This is a genomic window from Paeniglutamicibacter selenitireducens (genome assembly GCF_051550675.1).
GTDB lineage: Bacteria > Actinomycetota > Actinomycetes > Actinomycetales > Micrococcaceae > Paeniglutamicibacter.
Window position 1 is genome coordinate 566,831 of record NZ_JBPULF010000001.1, and the last position, 25,789, is coordinate 592,619.

Genomic DNA, 25,789 nt, shown 5'->3' on the forward strand with positions numbered 1-25,789 from the left:
CGACGCTACGGTCGTTTCGCCAGCGCGTACTAGAGTTAACCCCAAACCACGTTGCGCAATCTATGGGATGGGAAACATGACTCTTTTCGCTGCGGACACCTTCGACCCCGAGCAAGCTCGGGAAATTTCCGCAGGCTTCTCGGAGCGCATCGAAGAACTTCTCAACGCATTCCTCTCCGAACAGCACCAAGTGATCTCCGAGATCGCCCCGGCAGCGGGTGAACTCGTGACGGCTATCAGTGACCTGACACGCGGCGGCAAGCGGCTCCGCCCACTCTTCGCCTTCTGGGGATTCATCGGGGCCGGCGGAAATCCCGAGGCGGAAAACATCGTTCGGGCCGGGGCGGCACTGGAACTCTTCCAGGCCGCGGCCCTCATCCACGATGACCTGATCGATCGCTCGGATACCCGACGCGGACAGCCAAGCATGCACCGCCGGTTCGAGTACCTGCACCGGTCTTCCGGGTGGCACCGCGATGCGCCCCGTTTCGGAGAAGCGGCCTCGATCCTCGCCGGAGATCTGTGCCTTTCCTTAAGCGAGCAGCTTTTCGCGACCATCGATCCGTCGGCGCCACGAGCCCGAGCAATCTTCGACCGGATGCGGGCCCAGGTCATGGCCGGCCAATACCTGGACGTGCTCGAGGAATCGGCGGGCCCAGCCTACGGTCCCGGGGATGCGGTCAAACGGGCACGCACGATCGTACGGTTCAAGTCCGCCAAATACTCGACGGAGAACCCGACCCTGCTGGGCGGCGCCCTGGCCGGTGCCGCCGATGAACTTCTGGAGCAGTACTCCCGGTTTGCACTCCCGCTCGGCGAGGCATTCCAGCTGCGCGACGACGTCCTGGGCGTGTTCGGCGATCCGGCCGTGACAGGCAAGCCCGCCGGTGACGACCTGCGGGAGGGAAAGCGCACGGAGATCATTGCACATGCCCTGACACTGGCATCGGATGAAGACCAGGCATTCATCCAAGGCCGGCTCGGTGCCGAAGACCTCTCCGAGCAGGAGGTTTCCCGGATGCGCGAGCTGCTCGAATCCTGCGGGGCACTGGCGGCAACCGAGGAATCCATTGCACAGCTTTCGGAACAGGGTTTTGCCGCGCTGGAGGAACTCGAGGTATCCCCCACAGCGCGGCATGCGCTGCGCACCCTGGGGTTGGCAGCCATCCGCAGGACCTCCTAGGAAGAGCCCCGCCGACTCGCGGCAAGACCAAGAGAAATGGGAGTGTTCCCGCCGTTTTCACGGCGGGAACACTCCCATTTCTGCAATGTGCCCAAGGTCCGTGATTTCACGGTTTCCGGGGCGGAAAGACTTCTACCAGCTCAGTGCCTGAGCGCGACGACGAATTTCGGTCTTGCGACCTGCGCGCAGAGCCTCCATCGGGGTTCCAGGCAGCGATTCGTCCGGGGTGAAGAGCCACACCAGGAGCTCGTCGTCCTCGTAGCCCGAATCCTTGAGGACCGAGATGGTTCCCTTCAGGCTGTCCACGAGCTGTCCGTCCTGGACGAAGTCGGCCGGTACCGAACGGATGTTGCGTTCACCCACGCGGACGGAGATGATGGCGCGCTCATCGATGAGGCTGTGGATCTTCTTGATGGAAACATCCAGCGCTTCGGCTAGGTCGGGCAGGGGCAGCCACTCGGCTACTAGATTCTCAATATTGCTCACCAATCCAGCGTCCCACATCCGGACGTGCTTCAGGACCCATATTGAAGTTTTTTGCATGGGATCTTTCACAAGTTTCCGCTAGTGGTGTAAATTCACAGGAGTCACACTCGCAACTTGAGTCACATGATTCACAAGGTTCTTCCTGTGAATTCACTTGCGACCGAACGATTCGCCCTTGCCCCAACCCAAAGGATCGCTTCATGTCCATCGCACAGAACCGCCATGTCCGAGCACTCGGCGGCGCAGTAGCCACCGCGGCAATTCCTGCCGTGGTCCTCGGAACGCTGGCCACCCCGGCCGTCGCTGCACCGCTTCCAACGCGTGATGCGCTTCAGCCCAAGATTGCCACCCCCGCCATGGTGAAGGCCGCCGAGGCCCGTATCAGCGCGCACCTGGTGGCCTCACACATACCCTCCTCGGTCGTCCCGTTGGCGAAGAAAAGCGATACCGTCACGGTGAAGAAGGGCGACACACTCTCGCACATTTCCCTTCGCACCAAGGTCTCCGTAGCCGACCTCAAGAAGGCCAATTCCCTGCGCTCCGACAACATCTACGTTGGCCAGGTCCTGCGGCTCAAGACTTCGGGTTCCCTGTCCCCCACGGCACAGAAGGCTTCCGGAAAAACGTCCTCCACTGCTTCGCAGTACAAGGTCGTTGCGGGAGACACACTCGGTGCCATTGCCAAGCGCACGGGCAAGTCGCTTGCCGAGGTTCGCAGTGCCGCGGGCAACCCCGCCGGAGACCTGATCCACATCGGGCAGGTGCTGCGTTTCGCCTCCGCGGGCACCGCCGCCACCAAGCCCTCCGCCACCCAGGGCTCATCCGCCGCCAGAACCGGCAGCTACGTCGTTCGCGCCGGTGACACGCCTTCGGGCATCGCGCTGCGCCACAACATGTCGGTTTCCTCGTTCATGGGCCTCAACGGCCTCGGCTCCTCCACCATCATCCGTCCAGGCCAGGTCCTGAAGGTTTCCGGCGGCCCGACCGGCTCGTCGTCGTCCAGTTCCTCGTCCTCGGCCTCCGCACCCAAAGCCACCGGGGTTGCCAACGGAAGCTACACCGTGGTCTCCGGCGACACCCTGATCGGCATCGCCAAGAAGAGCAACACCCCGGTCAATACGCTCTTGAAGCTGAACAAGAACCTCAGCTACAGCTCGACGCTCTCCATTGGGCAGCGCCTGAAGACCTCGGGCAACGGATCGGGAACCTCCACTGTCACGCCGACGACGTCCAAGCCCCTGGTCGGAAACACCTTCCTCGGCCGCACGTACTCCTCGGGCACCGTCAACTCCGCGAACGAGAACAAGCGGGCACTGCTGGCCGCAAAGTTGCCCTCGCGAGCGCAAATGCAGGCCATGGTCGCCTCGACCGCCCGTTCCATGGGCGTCGACCCGTCCCTCGCCCTGGCGCACGCCTTCCAGGAGTCGAGCTTCAACATGGCTTCGGTCTCCCCCGCCAACGCGGTGGGAGTCATGCAGGTCATCCCTTCGGCCGGCCGCTGGGCGGAGGACCTCGTGGGGCGCAAGCTCAACCTGCTTGACCCGCAGGACAACGTGACGGCCGGCGTGGCGATCATCCGCCACCACCAGCGCAACAGCCCGTCCAAGGAAATCGGCATTGCCTCCTACTACCAGGGAGCCGCCGGCGTGAAGAAGTACGGCATGTACCCGGACACCAAGCGCTACGTGGCAAACATCCTGGCCCTGCAGAAGCGCTTCTAGCAGCGCTCCCGGCACGGGGACCCCGAACGGAAACACACGAACAAGGCCTGGCCCACCAATGGTGGGCCAGGCCTTGTTCGTGTGACCGTTTTCCGGGTGGGGTCAGCGGCGCGCAGCCACCGGAAGCTCGATCACGACGCGGGTACCCGGACCGCTGCGGTCCTCCCAGTAGATGTTTCCGCCGAGCTCGCTGGTGACGAGGGTCCGCACGATCTGCAGGCCCAATCCCTCCTGGCGCGGTTCGGCCGGCAGGCCCACCCCGTCGTCGCTGATCGTGACGCGCAGGTAGTCCTCGCCGGCGGCGTCCCTGTAGCGTCCGGCGTTCAGCACCACGGTGCCGTCCCGGTCCGCCAGGCCGTGCTCCACGGCGTTCGTGACAAGCTCGTTGATCACCAGGGACAGCGGGGTGGCCAGTTCGGCGGGCAGGCCGCCGAAGGCTCCGGTGCGTTCGGTCTTCACCTTCTGGCCGGGCGAGGCGATCTCCACGATCATCCTGAACTGCCTGTCGATCAGCTCGTCGAAGTCCACGTGCTCGCTCAGGCCCTGCGAGAGCGTCTCGTGGACCGCTGCGATCGTCGCCACCCGGCGCATGGCCTGATCAAGGCCCTGGCGGCCCTCCTCGGACTTCATGCGGCGCGACTGCATACGCAGCAAGGCGGCGACAGTCTGCAGGTTGTTCTTCACGCGGTGGTGTATCTCGCGGATCGTGGCGTCCTTGGACACCAATTCCTTCTCGCGCCGGCGAAGCTCGCTGACGTCGCGGCAAAGCACCAGTGCGCCGTAGCGCTTCTTGCCGTCGCGCAGCGGGATGGCGCGCAGCGACAACGTCACACCCATGGACTCGATCTCGGTGCGCCACGGCATCTTGCCGGAGACCACCAGCGGCAGCGACTCGTCGATGAGCCGGCGGTCCTTCACCAGGTTCATCGTGACCTCGGACAGGGACCTGCCTTCGAGGGTATCGGCCGCTCCCAGGCGCCGGTATGCCGAGACCGCGTTGGGGCTCGCGTACTCAACCACACCGTCGGAGCCCAGGCGGATGAATCCGTCCCCGACGCGTGGCGCGCCGCGGCGCGAACCGGTCGGCGTGGCGAAGTCGGGCCACAGGCCCTGCGTGCACATCTTCAACAGGTCCTCGGCGCACTGCTTGTACGTCAGTTCCAGGCGCGATGGCATGCGTGACCCGGAAAGGTCCACGTGCACGCTGACCACGGCCAGCGTGCGCCCGTTGCGGACCATCGGGACGGCCTCGATAAGCAGCGAGTGCTCCTCGTGCTCCGCCCCGCGGTCCGAACGGACGATTTCCTGCGTCCGCCAGGCCTCGTCCACGAGGGACTTGAGGTCCTTGCGGATCCGCTCCCCCACGAAGTCCGTGTGGAAGACGGTGTGCGAGGTGGAGGGACGTACATGGGCAAGCGCCATGTACGTCCCGTCCGGGACCGGAAACCACAACACCATGTCGGCGAATGCCAGGTCGGCGACAAGTTGCCAGTCCCCCACCAAGAGGTGAAGCCAGTCTTCATCTCCAGGCCCAAAATCAGCTGACTCTCGAAGTTGGTCCGTGAAGATGGCCAAGGGTTACCTCCGTACGATTGAACGCAACAGTCGCAAAGCCACCGACAGCGACGCCATGTCATCGCGCTCGAGCCGGTTCACTTCGTCGAACATGTTCTTTGCACGTTCAAGGTTAGCCGCGTTTGCTTCCTGCCATGCATCAACGCGCACGACCGGGTCCGATTCGGCGTCGTCCGAGGCCTCGAAGACGTCTCGGGTGAAGTCGATGACCGTCGAGTACAGGTCGTCGCGCAGGGCGGCACGGGCAAGCGCCTGCCAGCGGTCGGCACGCGGCAGCGAGGTGATGCGCTCGAGCAGCTTGTCGATCTGGAAGCGGTCGTAGAGCACGTAGTAGATCTTCGCGATCTCCCCCGCGTCCAGCCCGGTGCGCGTCGCCATGGCGGCGATGTCCAGCAGCACGAACGACTCGAACTGCTCGGCCCAGCGGGTGGCCAGGCCCTTGTCGAGCCCCCAGCCCAGCGCCTCGGTCTTCAGCGCGCTCACGCGTGCATCGTCCGAACCGCGCAGCAGGGTGCCGACGACCGGGCGCAGTGCCTGGATCACCGGGGCGAACTCCTGCATGGACTCGGTCACCGGCTGGCTGCGGTCCACGTGGTGGATGAACCAGCGGGTGGCGCGGTCCAGCAGGCGGCGCATGTCCAGGTGCAGGCGGCACCAGGTCTGCGTGTCGAAGGACGGGGCCAGCGCGTTGATCGAATCGAACTCGGAGTCGAAGGCGTAGATGTCGCGCAGTGCGACGAACGCCTTGGCAACCTGGGCCTCGGTGGCACCGGTTTCCTCCATGACGCGGAAGGCGTACGTGGTGCCGCCGACGTTGACCATGTCGTTGGCGACGACCGTGGCGATGATCTCGCGGCGCAGCGGGTGCGAATCGAGTTCCTCCCCGAAGCGCTCCGCCAGCTGGACCGGGAAGTAGTTGCGCAGCGTGGCCGCGAAGTACGGGTCGTCCGGCAGGTCGGAGGCAGCCAGCGCGGAGGCCAGCTGGATCTTCGCGTAGGCGACGAGCACGGAAAGCTCCGGCACGGTCAGCGTCTGGCCTGCGGCAAGGCGCTCCTCGAGCTGCTCGTTGGTCGGCAGGAACTCGAGCTCGCGGTTCAGGTCCGCGTGCTCCTCCAGCCAGTCCATCTGGCGTTCGAAGGCCGGCGACCAGCTGGCCATCTCCTGCTTGTCGTTGAGCAGCATCACGTTTTGGTCGAAGTTGGTCTTCAGCACCAGGCGCGCGACCTCGTCGGTCATCGAGTGCAGGAACGGCGCGCGCTCCTCCGGGTCGATCTTCCCCGCGCGGACCATGCGGTCCACGAAGATCTTGATGTTGACCTCGTGGTCCGAGCAGTCGACGCCCGCGGAGTTGTCGATGGCGTCGGTGTTCAGCAGGACGCCGTGCAGCGCCGCCTCGATGCGGCCGAGCTGGGTCATGCCCAGGTTGCCGCCCTCGCCGATCACCTTGGCGCGGATCTGCTTGCCGTCCACGCGGATCGCGTCGTTGGCGCGGTCCCCGACCTCGGCGTGGGTCTCCGTGGAGGCCTTCACGTAGGTGCCGATGCCGCCGTTGTAGAGCAGGTCGACCGGGGCGCCCAGGATGGCCTTGAGCAGCTCGGTGGGGGCCATGGAGGAGACCGTGGCGCCCAGGCCGAGTGCGTCGCGGACCTCCGGGGAGATCGGGATCGACTTCAGCGAGCGGGAGAAGACCCCGCCGCCAGCGGAGATCAGGTCCTTGTTGTAGTCGGCCCACGAGGAGCGCGGCAGCTCGAACAGGCGAGCACGTTCGTCGAAGGAGGCTCCGGCGTTCGGGTTCGGGTCGAGGAAGATGTCGCGGTGGTCGAACGCGGCGACGAGCTTCACGGTGCGGGTGCGCAGCAGGCCGTTGCCGAACACGTCGCCGGACATGTCGCCCACGCCGGCGGCGGTGAATTCCTCGGTCTGCGTGTCGACGCCGAACTCGGCGAAGTGGCGCTTGACGGACTCCCAGGCGCCGCGGGCGGTGATGCCCATGGCCTTGTGGTCGTAGCCGATCGAGCCGCCGGAGGCGAAGGCGTCGCCCAGCCAGTGGCCGCGTTCCTCGGAGATCGAGTTGGCGATGTCGGAGAAGGACGCGGTGCCCTTGTCCGCGGCGACCACCAGGTAGGTGTCGTCGCCGTCCAGGCGCACGACGTTGGCCGGCGGCACCACGGTTTCGCCGTTCTCGTCGGTGACAAGGTTGTCGGTGATCTCCAGCAGCGAGCGGATGAAGATGCGGTAGGCGCTCTTGCCTTCTTCCATCCAGGCACCGCGGTCGACGGCCGGGTTCGGCAGCTGCTTGGCGAAGAAGCCGCCCTTGGCGCCGGTCGGCACGATCACTGCGTTCTTGACCATCTGTGCCTTGACAAGGCCCAGGACCTCGGTGCGGAAGTCATCGCGGCGGTCCGACCAGCGCAGGCCGCCACGGGCGACCTCGCCGAAGCGCAGGTGCACGCCCTCGACGCGCGGGGAGCAAACCCAGATCTCGTACTTCGGGCGCGGGAACGGGGCCCCGTCGATCTTGCCCGGCATCAGCTTGAAGGCCAGCGCCGCGGGCTCGGTGTAGTAGTTGGTGCGCAGCGTTGCCTCGATGACGTTCACGAAGCGGCGCAGCAGCTTGTCGGCATCCAGCGTCGGGACCTTTTCCAGTGCCACCGCCAGCGATGCGTGGGCCTCCTCGCGGGCTGCCGCGGACTCGCCGGCGGACAGCGACGGGTCGAAGGTGCCCTGGAAGAGCGCGACGATGCCGCGGGTGACATCCGGGTTCGAGACGAGGGTGTCGGAAACGAACGAGTAGGAGTTCGAGACGCCCAGCTGGTGCAGGTACTTGGCGTAGGCACGCAGCAGCGCGACCTCGCGCCAGCCCATGGACTCGCGCAGCACCAGGCGGTTCAGGTGGTCGGACTCGGCGACGCCCGTCACGATGGCGCCGTAGGCGGCCTCGAGCAGGGATTCCGCGGCCAGCGGGTCGATGCCCTCCGGGAAGCGCAGGCCCAGGTCGTAGAGGTAGCGTTCCTCGGCACGCATCGGGGTCACGGCGAACGGGCGCTCGTCGATGACCTCAAGGCCCAGGTTCTGCAAGACCGGCAGGATCTTCGAGAGCGAGAGCGGTGCCGTCAGGTAGAGCTTCATCCGGGCGTTGACCTCGGAGTCCTCGTCATCCTCGGGCACGTAGAGCTTGATGACCGGACCCACGTGGTCCGGCTCCTCGTAGACGCCGAAGCGCTCGATGTCGGCGAGGGCTTCCTCGACCTCGAACTCCACGCGGTAGGCGGCGGGGAAGGCCTCGGCCCAGTTCGCGGCAAGTGCGGTTCCGGCCTCGGCGCCGTAGCGCTCGGTGGCGGCCTCGGAGATGCCTTCGGACCAGGAACGCACGGCTGCGACAAGGCGGGTTTCCAGGGCGGCGCGGTCCACAACCGGAGTCAGGCCGTGGCGCTGCAGGCGGATGCGGTAGAAGAGGCGCACCAGCGAGGACTCGCTCATGCGGGTCTCGAAGTCCATCGACTCGGCGTTGAACGCCTCGGTGAGCTCCTTCTCGATGCGCAGGCGGACGCCCGTGGTGAAGCGGTCGCGCGGCAGGTAGACCAGCGCGGACATGAAGCGGCCGTAGGCGTCGGGGCGCAGGAAGAGCGAGGTGCGGCGGCGTTCCTGCAGACGCAGGATGCCCAGCACGGTTTCCGTGAGTTCCTCGACGGAGATCTGGAAGAGCTCGTCGCGCGGGTAGGTCTCAAGGATCGTGACGATGTCCTTGCCGGAGTGCGAGTTGGGGGCGAAGCCGGTGCGCTGCAGCACGGCCTTGACCTTTTCGCGCACCACGGGGACGCTCAGCACCGAGGAGGTGTAGACGCTGGAGGCGAACAGCCCGATGAAGCGGCGTTCGCCGTTGACGTTGCCCTGCGCGTCGAAGCGCTTGATGCCCACGTAGTCCAGGTAGACGCCGCGGTGCACGGTGGAGCGCGAGTTGGCCTTGGTGATCACCAGGGCGCGCTTATCGCGGGCCATGGCGCGTCCGCGCTTGGTCAGGTGCTGGGAATTGCGGGCGGCGGCGGTGTTGCGCATGAGGCCCAGGCCGGAATCCGGGCGGATACGCAGGACGTCCTCGTTGTTCTCGGTGACAAGGTCGTAGTCGCGGTAACCCAGGAAGGTGAAGTTGCCGTCGTCGAGCCAGTGCAGCAGGTCCACTGCCGCCTGGAGGTCGGGGATCTCTTCGGCGCCGGTGACAAGCGTCAGGGAATCGGCGATCTCGTGGGCCTTGTTGCGCATGGCGGACCAGTCCTCGACCGCGGCGCGCACATCCACGAGGATGCGTTCCAGGCCCGCGACAAGGGATTCGACGGTCTCGTCCGTCGGGTCGCCGCCGAGCTCCACGGAGATCCAGGATTCGATGGCGGTGTCGCGGTTCTCGGCGACCCGTGCGGAGAGCTTCGGGAGGGCGGCGGTGTCGCCGCTGGCCAGGTGCTCGTGGGCCGGTACGGTTTCCAGCGAGGTGATGCGCCCGTGCTCGGAGTCGCGGCTCACCACGAAGGTCGGGTGGACCACGAGGTTGATGGCGGCCTTCTGGCGCACGATCTCGGCGGTCACGGAATCGACGAGGAACGGCATGTCGTCGGTCACCACATACACGATGGTGGTGCCGGCGTGCCGGGTGATCGAGACCCTGGCTGACTTCGGGTCACGTTCCCAGCCGACGGCCAGGTGTGCCGCGACCCTTGATTCGAGCTGCTCCGGCGAGTATGCCGCCGCATCTTCTGCTGCTAGCTGGCCGTAGTAGGTACCTACTAAATCGGCAGTAAGTGTCTCAGCGATGAATGTTTCGGACATGCTGGACTCCGACGAGTTCAAAAGAACGCCTCCGTGTATAGATGTACGTTCCGCTCCGTTGCGCAACGCTAGTGTTACAACACTATCCCGCCAAATTACGGGCGTCACTTTGAGGGGGCTAAACGCGGCAAAATGCGCGTCCTGGCCTTAATCTTTCGTCCCGCAAGTGCCGCAATGCCGATCCGCAACGCCGAGTGCGGCGCGATCTCCGCCAGCGCGCTTCCGGCAAGCAGCGCGGACTCGACGGCGGCCGGGTCGTGCGGCAGGTAGGCGACCACCGGCTGGTCCGGTCCGAAGCGCGCCCAGGTCTCCTCCAACGCCCGGTTCGGTGCCGAACCGACGCTGGCTGCCGAAACCTTGTTGAACACGACCTTGACGTCCATTTCCCCTACCGAGGCCTGCATCTCGTCGAGCGCCCGGATCAGCCGCGGCACCCCGATGCTGTTGGCCTGGCCCACCGCGTAGATCTCGTCCGCGATCCGCAGCATCGCGGCAGCCGCTCCGTTGCGCTGGGGCGCCGCAGTGTCGAAGCTGAGCTCCTCGTCGAGTTCCAGCGGACCGGCGATGTCGAGCACTATCACGTCGCAGCGCTCCCGCAGCGCCAGCACCGCCCGGCGCAGGGCCGTGGGGCGCAGCTCCGGCCACCGGTTGGCCCGCGGCAGGCCGGTGGCAACGCGCATCCTGGCCCCTGCGATCACCACCGGCGCGCAGATGCGCTCCAGGGTCTGCGCATCGAATCGGTCCTGGTCAACGGTCCTGCAAATCTGTGCGAGCCCCGCCGCCTCGTCAAGCAGGCCCAGTTGCACGGCCTGGGTGGCGCCGTAGGTATCGGCGTCGAGCAATATCACTTCCTGCTCCTCGAGGGCGCATTCCACGGCGTAGTTCAGCGCGACCAGCGACCGCCCGGGCGACCCGACGGGCCCCCAGAACACCACGATCCGCGCACGCCGGCCGGTCGGCTCCTCGTCCTTTTCCAGGACGGCCGGGGAGCCGTCGGTCCGGGCTGCGCGATGGCTCTCACCGCAGGCCCGCTCGACCAGCACACCGAGTTCCACGGCGTCGATACCGCGCGCCGCCACGTGGGCACCCGCCCGGCCGAGCCGGCTGGCCTGCGCGGGGTCGTCGCACAGCACCACCACGGGCACCCCGCGTTCGGTGATCGCGTCGATATCCCCGGTCTCCACCAGGTCCGGCACCCCGGCGAGGATGACGGCATCGGCAAGCCCCGTCTCCGCGAGGGCAATGGCCTCGACGATCTCCGGACAGGTGCGGGCCACCGTGAGGATGCCGCGCTGCCGCTCCAGCAATTCCACCAGTTCACCGTCGTCCGACCAGATGACCACCGAGATGTTCATCACGAACTCGCCGCCGGGTTGAAGACCACGGTGATCCGGGCGTCGTTCGCCATCGCCTCGAGCAGGTCTGCCAGTGAATCGTCGACCACCAGCAGCTCCACCACGGTGCCCGCGGTTCCGCCGAACCCGGTGGGTCGTTCCGCGCGGTAGGTGACCTCGGCAGCGGGCAGCAGGAGCGTCGGGGCCGCGAAGGCGTTGGCGGCGCGGTCCTTCGGCGCGACCCACACATCCACGTGGGAACCGGCGGTGATCGCCGCGGGCAGGGCGTCCGAGAGGTTCACCGAGACCGGCCTGCGGTTTGTCCCGTCCTGCAGGCCGATGGCGCTTGAGGGGATGAGTTCACCGGCACGGATCAGCGCGTTGGCGCGCCTTCCGGCCAGGGCCTTGGGATCCGCCGCCAGGTAGCTCTCGCCGAGGGCGTCGAGCTTGACGTTGGCCACCGCCAACTTCTCCTCGGTAAGCTGCTCGCCCAGCGAGATATCGGCCTTGGCCACATACATGGGCACGGTCTTGTCCAGGGTGCTGGTCAGTGCCAGAACGCCGACGCAGGAAGCGATCACGATCAGGATCCCGACCAGCAACCGCGGGTCTTTCCATGTGGGTCGCACCAGTCGGCGCGCTTCTCCCGCGACGCGGTCCTGAACTCGGTCCATGGTGCACTCCCCCTTGATTCCTGGCCGACGGATTTCCCGCTGGGGATCCCCTGCGGCCGTGTCCCGCACGCCACGCCCGGACCACGCAACGTTCGGGGCCCTTGAGCCGACACCCTACGCCCGCTTCCGGACCGCTGGAAAGCCCCGGTGCGCAAATTGTTGATAGTCAGTTTTCCCTGCGGACCCATGCCACCACGGGGATCGGCACCAGGCTCGAACCTCGGAGTGCCGGGGTGCGGCGGTACTCGTCGCGCTCGTGGCGAGCGACTTCAAGGAAATCCCTTCCCGCTTGGTCGAGCGTTCCTGCGGCGATCAGGGAACCGTCGATGCCGCCGATGCTGATCCTCGCCCGGTCACGCACCAGTACGCGCAGGGCCTGGCCCAGGCCGATGCGCGGCTCCCGGGCGTCCTGCCGTTGCCCCGGCGTGCGCTGCGTCCAGCCGGCCAGCGCGTGCACGGGGACCAGCTCCTCGAACTCGCCGCTGCGCAACATGAACCAGTCCTTGCCCAGCGCGGCCAGCCTTCCCTGTAGCCTGTCCCCGCCCAGCAACTGCACTTCGACGTGCGCGTTGATCTGGGGCGACAACCGCTGCACCAGTCCCTCGCGGGCGCGTTCGACACGCACGGCCTCCTGCACCTCGCTGGTTTTTTCACGCGCCGACTCGGCTTCAAGTTGAGCCTCAAGATCCTCGAAAAGCGATTCCCACCTCATGGGCACACCCTAGGTCCCGATTTCCTTCGCCGAAACCCCTAGCCTCCATACACACGAAGTGCCATCATGTTGATCAGATGGAATGAAATAGCATCAAATAAACTCAAACGAGGTCAAAATGCACACAACATCCGTTCGGGATCTCGCCGCCTTCTTGTCGATGGCCCTGCTGTCGTCGGTGTTGCTGTGTGGCGGGCACCTCGTGGCGCGAAGCCTGGATCCAGGTGCGCTGCGCTCGATGGAACTGACGCCCGCGCTGCTGGAACGGCTCACGGGGCTGATGTTGGGCTTCCTTGGCGCGGCAACCCTGCTCTGGCTGTTGCTCTCAACCCTCTTGTCCCTTGTCGCGGCGCTGGGCGCCAGGACGGGACACCACCGGCTGGATGCGCGCATCCGCCGGCTGCTGCCCGGCTTCCTGTCCAGGCTCGGTGTGGCGGCAGTGGGGGGATCGATCCTGCTCGCGACACCGGCACAGGCCGCAGTACCACCGGGCCAAACCGCCAGCCAGGGTGCTGTCCTTCCAGTGGCCCGCCCGGCCGCCCAATCCGAGGGACCCGGGGACGCATTGGGGCAAGCACAATCACCACCCGCGCTGCTCTCGCCGGGATGGTTTCCGCAAAGGATCTCACTGCCGCTGCAACGCATGCTCGGGGCAGCCACGCGCACGTTGCCGGACGTCGTCGTGCACCCCGGCGACACCCTCTGGTCCATTGCCGCACGGCATCTGGGCCCCGACGCCACGGACGGAGACATTGCCGATGCATGGCCGCAGTGGTACGCGGCAAACCGCGAAACCATCGGGCCGGATCCGGACAGGCTTGGCGTCGGGCTGGTCCTCTCCCCTCCGGACCCCGGCGACTCCCGTCCTTAGTCCGTCCTTCCGAATTCCAGCCATCCACGCCGGCATCCGGACACGGACCCACCCGCAAGCCGACCACCAGGAGCACAGCATGAGCATCACCATGATCGAACCCGCCACCCGCACCACGCCCGCGGTCTTGCTGCACGAGGGCGTCTGGACCGAAACCGGCGAGGCCCCGGTGCCACGCACCGCCGGCCGACGCTTCCCGCAAGGCCTGCGGGGCGCCGCCGCACCCCGCAGGCAGCGCTGCACCGTCACCCCTGCCGTGCTTCCGGCACCGGGCCCGCTGCCCGATCGGGAGCCGAGGCCAGCGTCCGCCCCGGACATCCCGGCCGGCCCGCGGCCGGAACCTGCCACAGCATGGAACCCCAGGGTTCCGGAGGATGATGCTCTCGAGGTGCCGGAGGAAGTGCGGCCGCTCATCGAGAAGATCTTCCCCCGGGCCGGCTCCATGGCGAACCTCGAGGAATCCGTGGCAACCGTCGTGCATGCGGTGGCCCCGGCGGTGCTTGAGGTGCTGGCCGGGGCCCGTCCCGCGCACCAACTGGTCAATGCCCTGAACCCGGAGTGCATGGGCAAGCTCGAGCAGCACCGGCGGATTTGGCAGGAGCGCCGCCCGGACCCAGGCACCTGCTGCTACAGCAACCCGCGGGTGCTGCGCATCCGCATTTCCGAGGTCCTGCCACTGGTCTTCGAGGCCGCGGTGGTCCTGCTGGATGCGCAAAAAGTCCGTGCCACCGCCCTGAGGATAGAGCGGTGGCACGGACGGTGGCAGGTCACTGCCCTGGAGATCGGCTAGCTGCGCTTGCCCTTCTTCTTCTTGTTGTTGCCCGCCGGCTTCGCGGCCGGGGCACCCGGGGTGCGCTCGATGTGCGTGGAAGCCTCGCCGCTCTCCTCGGGCGCGGTGTAACGCAACGTGGCGGGGCGCTCGGGCGCCTCAAGGCCCGGGGTGCTGAGCACCGGCCCGATGGTCGCGGCGCGTCCGTCGGTGACTCCGGGCAGCGAGACCTCGGGGGCCTGGCGCGTCTCGACCTCGATGTTGAAGAGCATGCCGATGCTCTCCTCGCGGATGGATTCCATCATGGTCTGGAACATGACGAAGCCCTCGCGCTGGTACTCGACCAGCGGATCGCGCTGGGCCATGGCGCGCAGGCCGATGCCCTCCTTGAGGTAGTCCATCTCGTAGAGGTGTTCCTGCCACTTGCGGCCGATGACCGAGAGCACCACGCGGCGCTCCAGTTCGCGCATGTTTTCCTCGCCGACGGCCTGTTCACGGGCCTGGTACTGCAGGCGGGCGTCGGAGAGGATCTCGCGCTCGAGGAAGTCGGCGCTCAGCGAGCTGCGGTGGCCGGCCTCGGCGATGACCTCGTCAAGGGTGATCGAGATCGGGTAGAGCTGCTTCAGGTTGGTCCACAGCTGCTTCAGGTCCCAGTCGTCGGCCTGTCCCTCGGCGGTTGCCTCGGTGACCATGGCCTTGACGACGTCCTCCAGGAAGTGCGCGACCTTCTCGTGCAGGTCCCCGCCCTCGAGGATCCGGCGGCGGTCCCCGTAGATGGCTTCGCGCTGGCGGTTCATCACGTCGTCGTACTTCAGCACGTTCTTGCGCTGCTCGGCGTTGGTGCCTTCAACCTGCGCCTGGGCGGTCTCGATGGCCTTGGAAACGATCTTGGATTCCAGGGCCACATCGTCGGGCATCGACGGGTTGTTCATGATGCGCTGCGCGGCGCCGGCGTTGAAGCGGCGCATGAGTTCGTCGGTCATGGACAGGTAGAAGCGGGACTCGCCCGGGTCGCCCTGGCGGCCCGAACGACCGCGCAGCTGGTTGTCGATGCGGCGGGACTCGTGGCGCTCGGTGCCCAGCACGTACAGGCCGCCCGATTCGGCGACTTCATCGGCCTCGAGGGAGACCTTCTTCTTCGCCGAGGCGAAGACATCGTCCCACTCGAGCTCGTACTGCTCCGAGTTCTCCTCCGGATCCAGTCCGCGGCGTTCCATCTCCGAGACCGCCAGGAACTCGGCGTTGCCGCCGAGCATGATGTCGGTGCCGCGGCCAGCCATGTTGGTGGCCACGGTGACGGCACCCTTCTTGCCGGCCTGGGCAACGATGGCCGCTTCGCGGGCGTGCTGCTTCGCGTTGAGCACCTCGTGGCGGATGCCGCGCTTGGCCAGCAGACGGGCCAGGTACTCGCTCTTTTCGACGCTGGTGGTGCCCACCAGGACCGGCTGGCCGGTGGCGTGGCGGGTAGCGATGTCCTCGACGACGGCGTCGAACTTGGCGATCTCGTTCTTGTAGATCAGGTCCGGCTGGTCCTTGCGGGCCAGCGGCTTGTTCGTCGGGATCTCGACGACGCCGAGCTTGTAGGTGGACATGAATTCGGCGGCTTCGGTCTGCGCCGTGCCGGTCATTCCGGCAAGCTTGCCGTAGAGGCGGAAGTAGTTCTGCAAGGTCACCGTCGCCATGGTCTGGTTCTCGGCCTTGATCTCCACCCCTTCCTTCGCCTCGATGGCCTGGTGCATGCCCTCGGAGTAGCGGCGGCCCGCCAGCGAACGGCCGGTGTGCTCGTCGACGATCATCACCTCGCCGTTGATCACGACGTAGTCCTTGTCGTTCTTGAACAGTTCCTTGGCCTTGATGGCGTTGTTCAGGAAGCCGATCAGCGGGGTGTTCGAGGCCTCGTAGAGGTTGTGGATGCCGAGGTAGTCCTCGACCTTCTCGATGCCCGACTCGAGCACGCCGATGGTGCGCTTCTTCTCGTCGACCTCGTAGTCGTCATCGCGCACGAGGCGGTTCACGAGCTTCGCGAACTCGGTGTACCAGCGGTTCACGTCGCCCGAGGCCTGGCCGGAGATGATCAGCGGGGTGCGGGCCTCGTCGATGAGGATCGAGTCGACTTCGTCGACGATGGCGAAGTTGTGGCCTCGCTGCACGAGTTCATCGGCGCTCCAGGCCATGTTGTCGCGCAGGTAGTCGAAGCCGAACTCGTTGTTCGTCCCGTAGGTGATGTCGGATTCGTACTGCAGGCGGCGCTGCGCCGGATCCTGGTTCGAAAGGATGCAACCGCTGGTCAGCCCGAGGAAGCGGTAAACGCGTCCCATGATGTCGGACTGGTATTCGGCGAGGAAGTCGTTGACGGTGACGACGTGGACGCCCTTGCCGCTGAGTGCGTTGAGGTAGGCCGGGGCCGTGGCCACCAGCGTCTTGCCTTCACCGGTGCGCATTTCGGCGATGTTCCCCATGTGCAATGCGGCGCCACCCATGAGCTGGACATCGAAGTGACGCATGCCGAGGGTGCGGTCTGCGGCCTCGCGGACGGCCGCAAATGCCTCGGGGAGCATGTGGTCGAGCGATTCGCCGTCGGCGATGCGGGCCCTGAACTTGTCCGTCTCGCCGCGCAACTCGGCATCGCTCAGGGCGCGGAATTCGCTATCAAGCACGTTGATAGCGTCGGCGTATCCACGCAACTTTTTCAGCGTCTTCTTATCGCCGGTACGCAGGATACGTTCAAGCATTGATGCCACGAGGCAGCTCCCAAATCTCAAGCACAGGAATTCTGGCGTGTTCAGTCTACGTGAGAGATTGCCGTCACTAGTGGTTATCAGCCAATTTGGGCGAGCTTAGCGAAAACTCCAAGGCTGCTGCCAGATTTCCCCGCGGCGAAACCTCGATTCCGTCCAGTCCCAGCCAGTCCGCCATCAGGCCCAACTCCGCCGCGAGTTCATCGGCGGTTTCGGGCGGGGCGCCCGCCTCGGCGTAGGCCCCGCGGACGAGCAGCGCCTTCCTGCCGCGGTCGGCCTTCACATCGACCCGACCCACAAGGTTCTCCCCCAGCAAGAACGGGAGTACGTAGTATCCGTAGGTCCGCTTTTCGCTCGGTGTGTAGATTTCCAGCCGGTAGGTGAAGTTGAAGAGCTTTTCGATGCGCTTGCGGTTGAACACCAGCGAGTCGAAGGGACTCAGCAGTGCGCGTCCCGCGGCCCGGCGCGGAACCACTGTACCCGGGAGCATGTAGAACGTGTCCTTGTGCCCGTTCACGTCGACCCTGACCAACATGGACCTGTCGGCAAGCTCCTCCAAGGCCCCCGCGCTCTGCCTGACCGGCAGCCTGAAGTAGTCGGCCAGGCAGTGCGCCGTCCCGATGCCGTGGGCGCGCGCCGAGGCCAGCAGCAGGCGTTCCATGGCCTGGCCCGGATCCACCTGCTCGAGGTGTCCGCGGTAGTCCGGCAGCACCTTGTGCAGCGCCGTGTACCGGCGTTCGAATTGCTTGTTGCGTCCCGCGGCGGTGATCACGCCTTCGGCGAAGAGCGCCTCCAGCACTCGCTTCACGGCCGACCAGTTCCACCCCCACTCCACGGTTTCCTTCCGGTGATCGTGGCCGAGCTCCTCGGAGACCTCGCGAGCCGTCATCGGGGCGGAGCGCTGCAGCAGTTCCTGAATTTCCTGCGAGAGCGAATGTCCGGCGCCGTCGAGGGCACCGAGGTTTCCTGGCCAGGTCCGACGCTGCCACGGCACGAGGTCCGCGAAGTGCTCCGCCCTGACCAGTGATGCCTCGTGCGCCCAGTATTCGACGACCTTGCGAGGCGTCCCGACACAGAGGTCATCGAGCATCGACGTCTCGTAGGGGCCCAAGCGGGAGAAGAGCGGCAGGTACTGCGCGCGGGTGACGACGTTTACCGAGTCGATCTGGAGCAGCTCCAGGCGGTTAAAGGTGCGACCCACCGCACCAATCGTGACCGGTGCGGTGGGTCGGGCCCTGAGCAGCCCCTGGGCTGCGAGGGCTATCCGACGGGCCTGGGACGTCGAGAGGATCGTGGTCATAGGCCCATCGTAGTTGTCTTAGTTCCTAGGCGTTGACCGTGGCTGCGTCGCGGTAGCGGCGGGTTTCCAGGGTTGCCTCGTCGGTGGCCTCGGGGTCGAGGGTGATGATGCCGTAGGCGTACTGGCGGCGGTTGTAGACCACCGAGTGCGCACCCGTCGCTTCGTCGATGAAGAGGTAGAACGGGTGGCCCACCATTTCCATGCGGTCCAGGGCGTCGTCGACGCTCATCGATTCGGCTGGGAAGACCTTGCGCCGGATCTCGATCGGGCTGGCGTTGGCCTCTGCCGCCTCGGCGGCAAGTCGTGCTTCCTCCTCCTGCTGCGCAATGAGGGTGGCCTCGTGCAGCGGGATGGATGTGGCGGCGGGCTCCAACCCGCTGGTTGCCTGGTGGACGGCCTTCGGCGTCCGGCTGCCGTGGTGGACCTTGCGGCGGTCCCGTGCCTTGCGCAAACGCTCGAGCAACTTGGCGAATGCGGTGTCGAAGGCGGCGAACTTGTCTCCGGCCTTGGCTTCGGCGCGGATTGCCGGTCCACGGCCCAGAACCGTCAGTTCGACGGTCAGGGCGCTGTCGGCGTTGCGGGCAGCGTGCGGTTCCTTGGTGACCTTGATGTCCAAGCGCTGGATCTTCGTCGCAAGCTGATCGACCTTGTCGATCTTTTCATCCACGTACTCGCGGAAGCGATCGGAAACCGTTACGTTTCGTCCGCTGATCGTCATCTCCATGGTGTCCTCCATCGTTGCTCAGGTGACACAACAGCGACTGAAAACCATTCCTTTCAGTCGCTGAAGATGGGTTCGTTACCCCTATGCGGGTGCCCATACTTCACCCTATGACACATGCCGAGATAATCAAGAATCTTCCGATTATTACTTCATCGCGGAGAGCTTAATTGCCCCCTTCCGGCAGGTGCCGCGGTGCTGGCCAGCACGACGGCACCGCATACCTTCGGACCGCGGGCCTCCAGGCAACGGTGCGCCTCGGACAATGTTGCACCGGTTGTCAAGACGTCGTCGACAAGGATCACCTGTGCGACGGAGGAAACAGCCCGTCGCGCCCCGGGCGTGTCGCGCATCCTCATCGTGTTGTGCACCGACCTCCGGCCACGGCGGCCCCGACCCTTCTGGGCTGCATCCCAGGAGCTTCCGAATGCATGGCGCAGCAGCGGTGCGACCTGCACGTTCCCGGGCAATTTCCCTCCGGCCGCCGCACGGCGCAGCAACAACCCCACTGGCCAGTAGCCGCGCACGGCACGCGCCTGCCGGCGCGTGGGCAGCGGCACCAGGAGCACGGGCCGGCTCGGGTCGGCCAGTTCCAGGATGCCCACCCGCAGCGCCGTGGCGAGGACCGGGGCCAGGGCCTTGCCAAGCGAAACCATCTGGTGGTTCTTGTAGGCCAGCAGGACCGCGGCGAGCTCATGCTCGTACGTCCCGGCGGCAATGACGGGCAGCACCTGCCCGAGCTGGTCCAGCGGCAGGGCCTCGGCATGGCGCTCGACACGGCCCGGGCGCATGCCCGCCCGGCGCAGTCCGGTGGCGCAGGCCCGGCACAAGGCAAAATCGGGGCGTCCGCAGCAGACGCACTGCACCGGGAAGAGCAGGGCGGCCGTCCCCCGGAACGCGGCACGCAGGATCCGGGCTTCCCTGGCCGACCACAGCCGGTCCATGACGCGCGCCCATCCACCGTTGTGTGCGCCGCGGCCTTCGTTCTCTCCCATGTCCCCCAGTGTGGGGCAGGGGCGGGGCCGCGGCGCAGGGGCCGGTCGGAGTGTGGATACGGCCGGCGGAGACGTCGCTATCCGGGATAGGAGAGGTCGCGCGCGGACTCTTCCATCTTGTGCCAGGAGTTTCCGACGCGGGTGTAGAGCTTGTCCCTCGTCTCCGCGTAGATCGGGCGGCGTTCGCCCGGGCCGGCCGACAGACCGACCATGCCCAGCAGCGGCTGGAACTTCTCCGGCTTGCCGCCGAGGCTGATCCGCTCCGCCTCGACGCTTTCGGTCGGGTCGGAGGCCGCAACGATGATGCTCGAGTCCGAGTCCCAAACGGCCCGGGTGACAGGGACCGAGGGGTAGAGGTTCATCGGCGTCGCGAAGCCGCGCGGCGTGCCGTCGCTGTCGCGCAGGATGCCGCTGATGCTCACCGTCGACTCCCCGCCCTTGGAGGAGACGATCAGTGCGCGGGCGCCGTCGCGGGAGATGCGGATCGAGGAGACCCTGGAGTCGTTGAGCCAGTCCGCGGCGATGGGCCTCACCTTGCCGTTGAGTGCGATGTCCTCGGGCACCGCGAGGATCCGGGTCTTCCCGGTGTGGTCGGCCGTCCAGGTCCAGCCGCTGGCGTCGATGCTCGGGCGCACCAGTGCCGTGCCCCTGGCCACGACCCGGCTGTGCCCCTGGTCATCGACGGCGAAGAGCCTGTTGAACGTTCCGTCCAGGAAGGCGTAGCGGTTGCCCAGCGGGCTCATCGCGGGGTCGCGGGGGTGGTAGGCGGAGATGTCGTCGATGGCAACGCGCGAGATGGACTTGCCCTTGACGTAGTACAGCGCCTCGTCGACGATGCCGATCTGGGTATCGGGAACCGACGCGTTGACCTCCGCCTCGCGGAACTGCGGGTCCTTTGGACCGAGCTTGACCTCGCGCTGCTCGTCGGTCATCACCACCGTGCGGATGCCGCCGATGCCCTTCAGGGTCAAATCCAGCTGCTGCTGCATCTGCTGGCGGCCAAGTTCCGTGGCATCGACGAACGTCGCGGGGGTCAGGTCCACCGTGGCCCGCTGGCTTTCAATGGGCACCGCGGAGCGCGCCAGCGAGCTGCCACTGGGGAACGCCGAGACCACGGCGTTCTCCAGGTAGCCCGCTGGGCCCTTGAGCAGTGCCTCGACAAGCGCCGCGGGCAGGCCCGTGCTCTTGGGGAACCAGCGCATGTCCGGCACCGCGTAGTGGTAGGTCGCGTCGTAGAAGTAGATCGGCTGGGCGGTGAACAGGCCCTCGAAGGAGTCGCTGTCGATCATGGTTCCGTCGGGCAGCTCCGAGATGCGCCATTGGCCCTCGAGCTTCTCCAGTGTCATGTCCACGGCGCGCGTGGAGTGCGGCGGCAGCTCGGTCCGCTCGCCGTTGGCGTCGACCTCGGCCACCACCTCCAGCTGCACGGTGAACGTGTTGGGTTCGGTGTCGGGGATCACGCTGGGCCGGGCGTCGTAGACCAGCGTCTTCACGGCACCCTTCCAGACGCCCCGCTGCTTGGGGTTGAGGAACTCGCGGGCGACCTTGTAGTCGTCCTGCGGGGCGATGCCGGCCTCGATGAACCCCTCGATGACCTCCCGCGGGGTCGCGTCGGTCTTGGGGCCGGGCGGGGAGAAGGTGCTGCCCTGGCCCTCGGTTCCGGTTTCGACCTCCAGTGCCTGGACCGGGCCGCTGCGCGGGATCGCGGAGCAGCCCGTGAGTGCCAGCGCCAGTCCGAGCAGCAGGGCCAGGGCCGTGCGGAATCCGGGGTGTCGCCTAGGCATCTGGTTCCTGCTTTCGGGTGGGGTTTTCCTCGCCGGCCGGCGGCGCGGCTTCGGGGCCGGCCTTGGTGTCCGACGAGGTCATTGGCTGCAGCGGCTTGAACCCGACGATCGGGATCTCTCCGGTGAGCGGGAAGGTGACAAGCATGTTCCTGTCGAGAACCGCGTCGGCGAGCACTATCGGCTCCAGCGGCAGCGGGGATCCGGTGATCGTCTGCCCCAGCTGCCGGGGCAGGGTGAGCCGGAAGCAGGACCCGACGCCGCGCTCGCCCCAGGCCTCGAGCCGCCCGGTGTGCAGGCGGGTGTCCTCGGTGGCGATCGACAGGCCCAGGCCGGAGCCTCCGGTGGTGCGGGCGCGGGCCGGGTCGGCGCGCCAGAACCTGTCGAACACGCGCGTGCTGGCCTCCGGGCTCATGCCGATGCCGCGGTCGCGCACGGTCAGCGCCACTGCCGACTCGTTGCCGGCGACGGAGATGTCGATGGGGTTTCCCTCGCCGTGTTCGATGGCGTTCATGACAAGGTTGCGCACCACGCGTTCGATGCGCCGTGCATCCATCTCCGCGACGCAGCCGCCGGCGGGCGTGGAGAGGCGCAGCAGCGAACCCATGGCGTCGGCGTGCGGGGTTGCGGCGTCGATGACGCGGCGGGCCACGGCGACGAGGTCGGTGGGTTCGGCGTCGAGCACCGCGACTCCGGCATCGAAGCGGGAGACCTCCAGCAGGTCGTTGAGCAGGATCTGGAAGCGCTCGACCTGGTTGTAGAGCAGCTCGGCGCTGCGCTTGTTGATCGGGTCGAAGTCCTCGCGGGCGTCGTGCAGGACCTCGGCGGCCATGCGGACGGTGGTCAGCGGGGTGCGCAGCTCGTGGGAGACGTCGGAGACGAAGCGCTGCTGCATCTGCGAGAGCGTGGCCAGCTGGTTGATCTGGTCCTGCAGGGACTGGGCCATGTGGTTGAAGGAGGTGCCCAGGCGCGCTATCTCGTCGTCGCCCTTGACCTCCATGCGTTCCTGCAGCTCGCCGGCGGCAAGCTTTTCCGAAACCTGCGCGGCGTCCGCGACGGGGCGGACCACGCCGCGGGTGACGTACCAGGTGATGCCGCCAACGACCAGCAGCAGCAGGCCGCCGACCAGTGCCATGGCCCGGTTGATGAAGTCCAGGGTGTTTTGCACGCTGGAAAGGTCGTAGACCAGGTAGAGACCGTAGTCGGCGCCCGGTGGCAGGGTCACCCGGGTGCCGAAGATCAGCCCGGGCCCGGTGCCGGCGCCCTGCTTGACCTCGATCGACTGCCAGTAGATGGCGTTGGATTCTCGGATCTGCGCGGCCAGCGCCTCCGGGACGATGCGGGAGGTCAGGTTGCCGCTGGCCGTGGGGCCCACGTACAGGTTCTCGCGCGAGAGCGGGACAAGCACGAAGTCGCGGGGCACCAGCGCCCCGTCGCCCTCCAGGATCTTCAGCGTGTTCGTCACCAGCGAGTGGGTACTGGCGCGGTCGGTGGTCGCGGCGGAATCGAAGATCGCCTTGACCTGGTTCAGGCCGCGCACCGACTCGGACTCGACCTGGTGGAAGCGTTCCTGGAAGAGCCCGGCGGCGATCTGGTTGGACAGGAAGCCGCCGGCGGCCAGCAGCGCGAGGGCGCTCAGCAGCACCGCCGAGGTGACGGTGCGGAAGAGCAGCGAGCGGCTCCAGCGGGAAAGCACTGCCCCCTTCGCGTGCCGGATCGCCTCGAGGGTGCGGCGCATGAAGGAGCCGGCCTTCGAGCCGGCACCAGCGGTCGCGGCACCAGCGGTCGCTGGCTCCGTCTCCGGGCTCCCGGGCTGCGCCGACGGGACGCCGCCCTCCGTGTGCTTGCTCAGGCCTGACCGGCCTTGTAGCCGACGCCGCGCACTGTCAGCACGACGCCCGGGCGCTCGGGATCGAGCTCCACCTTGGAGCGCAGCCGCTGGACATGCACGTTGACCAGGCGGGTGTCGGCGGCATGGCGGTAGCCCCAGACCTGCTCGAGCAGCTGCTCGCGGGTGAAGACCTGCCACGGCTTGCGGGCCAGCGCGACAAGCAGGTCGAATTCCAGGGGGGTCAGGCCGATCGGCACGCCCTCGCGGGTCACGCGGTGTCCGGCAACGTCGATGCTCAGGTCCCCGATCTTCAGCGTCTCCGGGGCGTGCTGCTCGGTGGGGCGCAGGCGGGCGCGCACGCGGGCCACCAGCTCGGCCGGCTTGAAGGGCTTCGGGACGTAGTCGTCGGCACCGGATTCCAGGCCGCGGACCACGTCGGCGGTATCCGACTTGGCGGTGAGCATGACGATGGGGACGTCGTCCTCGGCACGGATGAGCTTGCAGACCTCGATGCCGTCGAGTCCCGGAAGCATCAGGTCAAGCAGCACCAGGTCCGGCTTGACCTCGCGGAAGATGCCCAGCGCCTTGGCGCCGTCGTAGCAGAATACGGCCTCGAAGCCGTCGTTCTGCAACACGATCCCGATCATTTCGGCCAGCGCCTCGTCGTCGTCGACAACCAGGATGCGTGCCTTCATAATCTGCCTTTCCGTAGCCCTGCAGGGGCCGGGTGTACACCGGTGCCCATATATGAACAAGACTACATGAGCCCGGCGCACAAACGGGCCGTGAAACGGACCTCCGCCAATGCCCCGCAGGTCAGGCCCCAACGCCTAGGCTGGAGGGGGGCTCCCCGGAGGGCCGCGGTCAGGATGCACCGGGCATCGGCCCGACGCCTCGGACGGGGATGTCTCGCCACAGGACACGCACCACAAATCACGCACCACAGAACATGCACCACAGAACACGCACCACAGGACAAGAGGTCGAATCGATGTCGCAGGATCCAGCAGCTTCACCCGAAGGGCCGGACTCGCCCACGCCACCCCCGCCGCCACCCGGGGATCCGGCGGGACAGCAGCCGGGCTGGGGACCGCCGCCTCCGGGCTGGGGTCCTCCTCCCCCGGGCTGGGGACCGACCCCTCCGCCGTACGCCGGGCAGTCCCCCTACCCGGGCCCCGGGTTCCCGCCGCCCGGCCACGGCTACCCGCAGTTCCAGCCACCCCCGCGTCCGGCCAAGCCGGGAACCGTCGAGCTGCGTCCGCTCTTCCTCTCCGACCTGCTTGAGGGAACCTTTGCGACGCTGCGGCGCGCCCCGATGCCGACCCTTGTCAATGCGGCGGTCGTCCAGCTGGTCCTGGGCATCCTGGGGGTTGCCCTGATGGGCTGGCTGTTTGCCCCGACCATGGGACTCGAGGATGCGCTGGTGAGCCTTTCGGTGGAGGCCGACGACCTCGGGGTGCTGGAGAGCACCCTGGGCAACGCCTTCCCCTATCCGTGGTACCTGTACGTGGCGGCGGGGCTGCTGGCGGCGGTGGGACAGCTGGCCGCATACGCACTGGTGGCCGGCCCGGCCACCGTGGCAGCGATGCGCGCAACGCTGGGGCGCCCCACGTCCTGGCGCCAGGGCTACGGACTCTCCCGGAAGGCCCTCCCGAAGCTGGTGGGCTACCAGGTCCTGCTGTTGCTGGCGCCACTGGTGCTGCTGGTTCCGATGGGCCTGCTGGTCTATTTTGCGGGAATGATGGAATCCGACTGGGGGCTCGCCGCCATGGCGCCGCTGCTGCTGTTCGGCTTCGCCGCAGCCATCACCATGACCTGGGTGGCAGTGCGCCTGACACTGGTCCCCGCGCTGCTGGCCAGCCGGCAGCTGACGGTCGGCGGGGCACTCGCCGCGTCCTGGCGCCTGACCCGGGGATCGTGGTGGCGCATCTTCGGCATCGTGCTGGTCGTCGGCCTGGTGATCGGGGTGCTCAGCGGCATCGTTTCCTCGATCTTCGGCCTTGCCGAATCCGTGCCCGGCGGCACCGGCGGCGCCTGGCTCCTGCTGGTGCTCTCCACCATCGTCAACGTGCTTGTCACGGCGATGGGCACGGTGATCCTGCAGGTCCTGGTGACGCTGCTGCAGGTCGACCTGCGCATCCGGCACGAGCGGCTGGACCAGGCGCTGCTCGCCGAACTCAACGACCCGGCGGCCCACCCCGTCCCGGGCCACGACGCGCCCGACCTTTCGGCGGCCGGCCGGTAGCCGGCGCGGCCGGGCCGCGGCATGCAGCGATGGTC

Annotated in this window: 18 protein-coding genes; 5 read left to right on the plus strand and 13 right to left on the minus strand. The window is 67.0% G+C overall.

Going from position 1 to position 25,789, the window contains the following annotated elements:
* The first annotated feature begins 76 nt into the window (after positions 1-76).
* Positions 77-1,183, plus strand: coding sequence for a polyprenyl synthetase family protein (locus tag ACSYDW_RS02585; protein WP_438337130.1), 1,107 nt, complete (start codon positions 77-79; stop codon positions 1,181-1,183).
* A 132-nt stretch (positions 1,184-1,315) separates the two neighbouring features.
* Here ACSYDW_RS02585 and ACSYDW_RS02590 read toward each other — a convergent pair whose 3' ends face one another.
* Entirely contained in the window at positions 1,316-1,669 is a 354-nt protein-coding gene (locus ACSYDW_RS02590) for an Rv2175c family DNA-binding protein (RefSeq protein ID WP_438337131.1), read from the minus strand.
* Positions 1,670-1,869: 200 nt separating this feature from the next.
* Between ACSYDW_RS02590 and ACSYDW_RS02595 the strand changes: the two genes are divergently transcribed.
* On the plus strand, positions 1,870-3,390 hold the full coding sequence (locus ACSYDW_RS02595) for a LysM peptidoglycan-binding domain-containing protein (protein WP_438337132.1): 1,521 nt from the start codon (positions 1,870-1,872) through the stop codon (positions 3,388-3,390).
* Between the two features lie 102 nt (positions 3,391-3,492).
* On the opposite strand, the gene ACSYDW_RS02600 is transcribed toward ACSYDW_RS02595, so the two are convergent.
* The 5 genes from ACSYDW_RS02600 to ACSYDW_RS02620 form a co-directional block, all read right to left on the minus strand.
* Positions 3,493-4,965: a sensor histidine kinase gene (locus ACSYDW_RS02600; protein ID WP_438337133.1), complete on the minus strand. Its 1,473-nt coding sequence runs from the start codon at positions 4,963-4,965 to the stop codon at positions 3,493-3,495.
* A 3-nt stretch (positions 4,966-4,968) separates the two neighbouring features.
* Positions 4,969-9,783, minus strand: a complete 4,815-nt coding sequence (locus tag ACSYDW_RS02605) for an NAD-glutamate dehydrogenase (RefSeq protein WP_438337134.1) — start codon at positions 9,781-9,783, stop codon at positions 4,969-4,971.
* Between the two features lie 104 nt (positions 9,784-9,887).
* Positions 9,888-11,138, minus strand: a complete 1,251-nt coding sequence (locus ACSYDW_RS02610; RefSeq protein WP_438337135.1) for a CpaE/TadZ family protein — start codon at positions 11,136-11,138, stop codon at positions 9,888-9,890.
* On the minus strand, positions 11,138-11,791 hold the full coding sequence (locus tag ACSYDW_RS02615) for an SAF domain-containing protein (protein WP_438337136.1): 654 nt from the start codon (positions 11,789-11,791) through the stop codon (positions 11,138-11,140). The genes ACSYDW_RS02610 and ACSYDW_RS02615 overlap by 1 nt, the downstream gene beginning before the upstream one ends.
* Before the next feature lie 166 nt (positions 11,792-11,957).
* Positions 11,958-12,503, minus strand: a complete 546-nt coding sequence (locus ACSYDW_RS02620) for a hypothetical protein (RefSeq protein WP_438337137.1) — start codon at positions 12,501-12,503, stop codon at positions 11,958-11,960.
* A 118-nt stretch (positions 12,504-12,621) separates the two neighbouring features.
* Here ACSYDW_RS02620 and ACSYDW_RS02625 point away from each other — a divergent pair, with 118 nt between their 5' ends.
* The gene (locus tag ACSYDW_RS02625; RefSeq protein WP_438337138.1) at positions 12,622-13,374 is read left to right on the plus strand and encodes a LysM peptidoglycan-binding domain-containing protein; all 753 of its coding nucleotides are present in this window, start codon (positions 12,622-12,624) and stop codon (positions 13,372-13,374) included.
* Positions 13,375-13,453: 79 nt separating this feature from the next.
* Positions 13,454-14,164: an Rv3235 family protein gene (locus tag ACSYDW_RS02630; protein ID WP_438337139.1), complete on the plus strand. Its 711-nt coding sequence runs from the start codon at positions 13,454-13,456 to the stop codon at positions 14,162-14,164.
* Here ACSYDW_RS02630 and secA read toward each other — a convergent pair.
* From secA to mtrA, 7 genes are all read right to left on the minus strand, one after another.
* On the minus strand, positions 14,161-16,884 hold the full coding sequence (gene secA, locus ACSYDW_RS02635; RefSeq protein ID WP_438337140.1) for a preprotein translocase subunit SecA: 2,724 nt from the start codon (positions 16,882-16,884) through the stop codon (positions 14,161-14,163). The two genes, ACSYDW_RS02630 and secA, sit on opposite strands and share 4 nt — an antisense overlap.
* A 67-nt stretch (positions 16,885-16,951) precedes the next feature.
* Positions 16,952-18,181 carry a winged helix-turn-helix domain-containing protein gene (locus ACSYDW_RS02640; RefSeq protein WP_438337141.1) on the minus strand — a complete coding sequence of 410 codons (1,230 nt, stop codon included), beginning with the start codon at positions 18,179-18,181 and terminating at the stop codon, positions 16,952-16,954.
* A gap of 25 nt (positions 18,182-18,206) precedes the next feature.
* Positions 18,207-18,905, minus strand: a complete 699-nt coding sequence (hpf, locus tag ACSYDW_RS02645) for a ribosome hibernation-promoting factor, HPF/YfiA family (protein ID WP_438337142.1) — start codon at positions 18,903-18,905, stop codon at positions 18,207-18,209.
* Between the two features lie 149 nt (positions 18,906-19,054).
* Positions 19,055-19,897, minus strand: coding sequence for a ComF family protein (locus tag ACSYDW_RS02650; protein ID WP_438337143.1), 843 nt, complete (start codon positions 19,895-19,897; stop codon positions 19,055-19,057).
* 77 nt (positions 19,898-19,974) lie between these two features.
* Positions 19,975-21,681 carry an LpqB family beta-propeller domain-containing protein gene (locus tag ACSYDW_RS02655; protein WP_438337144.1) on the minus strand — a complete coding sequence of 569 codons (1,707 nt, stop codon included), beginning with the start codon at positions 21,679-21,681 and terminating at the stop codon, positions 19,975-19,977.
* Positions 21,674-23,416, minus strand: a complete 1,743-nt coding sequence (mtrB, locus tag ACSYDW_RS02660) for an MtrAB system histidine kinase MtrB (protein ID WP_438337145.1) — start codon at positions 23,414-23,416, stop codon at positions 21,674-21,676. Before mtrB ends, ACSYDW_RS02655 begins: the two co-directional genes overlap by 8 nt.
* A 110-nt stretch (positions 23,417-23,526) precedes the next feature.
* Complete coding sequence (gene mtrA, locus ACSYDW_RS02665; RefSeq protein ID WP_438337146.1) at positions 23,527-24,204, minus strand: MtrAB system response regulator MtrA; 678 nt, start codon at positions 24,202-24,204, stop codon at positions 23,527-23,529.
* 296 nt (positions 24,205-24,500) lie between these two features.
* Between mtrA and ACSYDW_RS02670 the strand changes: the two genes are divergently transcribed.
* The gene (locus tag ACSYDW_RS02670; protein ID WP_438337147.1) at positions 24,501-25,754 is read left to right on the plus strand and encodes a hypothetical protein; all 1,254 of its coding nucleotides are present in this window, start codon (positions 24,501-24,503) and stop codon (positions 25,752-25,754) included.
* Positions 25,755-25,789: the final 35 nt, after the last annotated feature.

Bases quoted from the DNA above. Each gene is read 5' to 3' on its own strand.
- ACSYDW_RS02585 (WP_438337130.1), top strand. From the start codon at position 77: ATGACTCTTTTCGCTGCGGACACCTTCGACCCCGAGCAAGCTCGGGAA.
- ACSYDW_RS02595 (WP_438337132.1), top strand. From the start codon at position 1,870: ATGTCCATCGCACAGAACCGCCATGTCCGAGCACTCGGCGGCGCAGTA.
- ACSYDW_RS02605 (WP_438337134.1), bottom strand. From the start codon at position 9,783: ATGTCCGAAACATTCATCGCTGAGACACTTACTGCCGATTTAGTAGGT.
- ACSYDW_RS02610 (WP_438337135.1), bottom strand. From the start codon at position 11,138: ATGAACATCTCGGTGGTCATCTGGTCGGACGACGGTGAACTGGTGGAA.
- ACSYDW_RS02615 (WP_438337136.1), bottom strand. From the start codon at position 11,791: ATGGACCGAGTTCAGGACCGCGTCGCGGGAGAAGCGCGCCGACTGGTG.
- ACSYDW_RS02620 (WP_438337137.1), bottom strand. From the start codon at position 12,503: ATGAGGTGGGAATCGCTTTTCGAGGATCTTGAGGCTCAACTTGAAGCC.
- ACSYDW_RS02625 (WP_438337138.1), top strand. From the start codon at position 12,622: ATGCACACAACATCCGTTCGGGATCTCGCCGCCTTCTTGTCGATGGCC.
- ACSYDW_RS02630 (WP_438337139.1), top strand. From the start codon at position 13,454: ATGAGCATCACCATGATCGAACCCGCCACCCGCACCACGCCCGCGGTC.
- ACSYDW_RS02640 (WP_438337141.1), bottom strand. From the start codon at position 18,181: ATGACCACGATCCTCTCGACGTCCCAGGCCCGTCGGATAGCCCTCGCA.
- hpf (WP_438337142.1), bottom strand. From the start codon at position 18,905: ATGGAGATGACGATCAGCGGACGAAACGTAACGGTTTCCGATCGCTTC.
- ACSYDW_RS02650 (WP_438337143.1), bottom strand. From the start codon at position 19,897: ATGGGAGAGAACGAAGGCCGCGGCGCACACAACGGTGGATGGGCGCGC.
- ACSYDW_RS02655 (WP_438337144.1), bottom strand. From the start codon at position 21,681: ATGCCTAGGCGACACCCCGGATTCCGCACGGCCCTGGCCCTGCTGCTC.
- mtrB (WP_438337145.1), bottom strand. From the start codon at position 23,416: ATGCGCCGCACCCTCGAGGCGATCCGGCACGCGAAGGGGGCAGTGCTT.
- mtrA (WP_438337146.1), bottom strand. From the start codon at position 24,204: ATGAAGGCACGCATCCTGGTTGTCGACGACGACGAGGCGCTGGCCGAA.
- ACSYDW_RS02670 (WP_438337147.1), top strand. From the start codon at position 24,501: ATGTCGCAGGATCCAGCAGCTTCACCCGAAGGGCCGGACTCGCCCACG.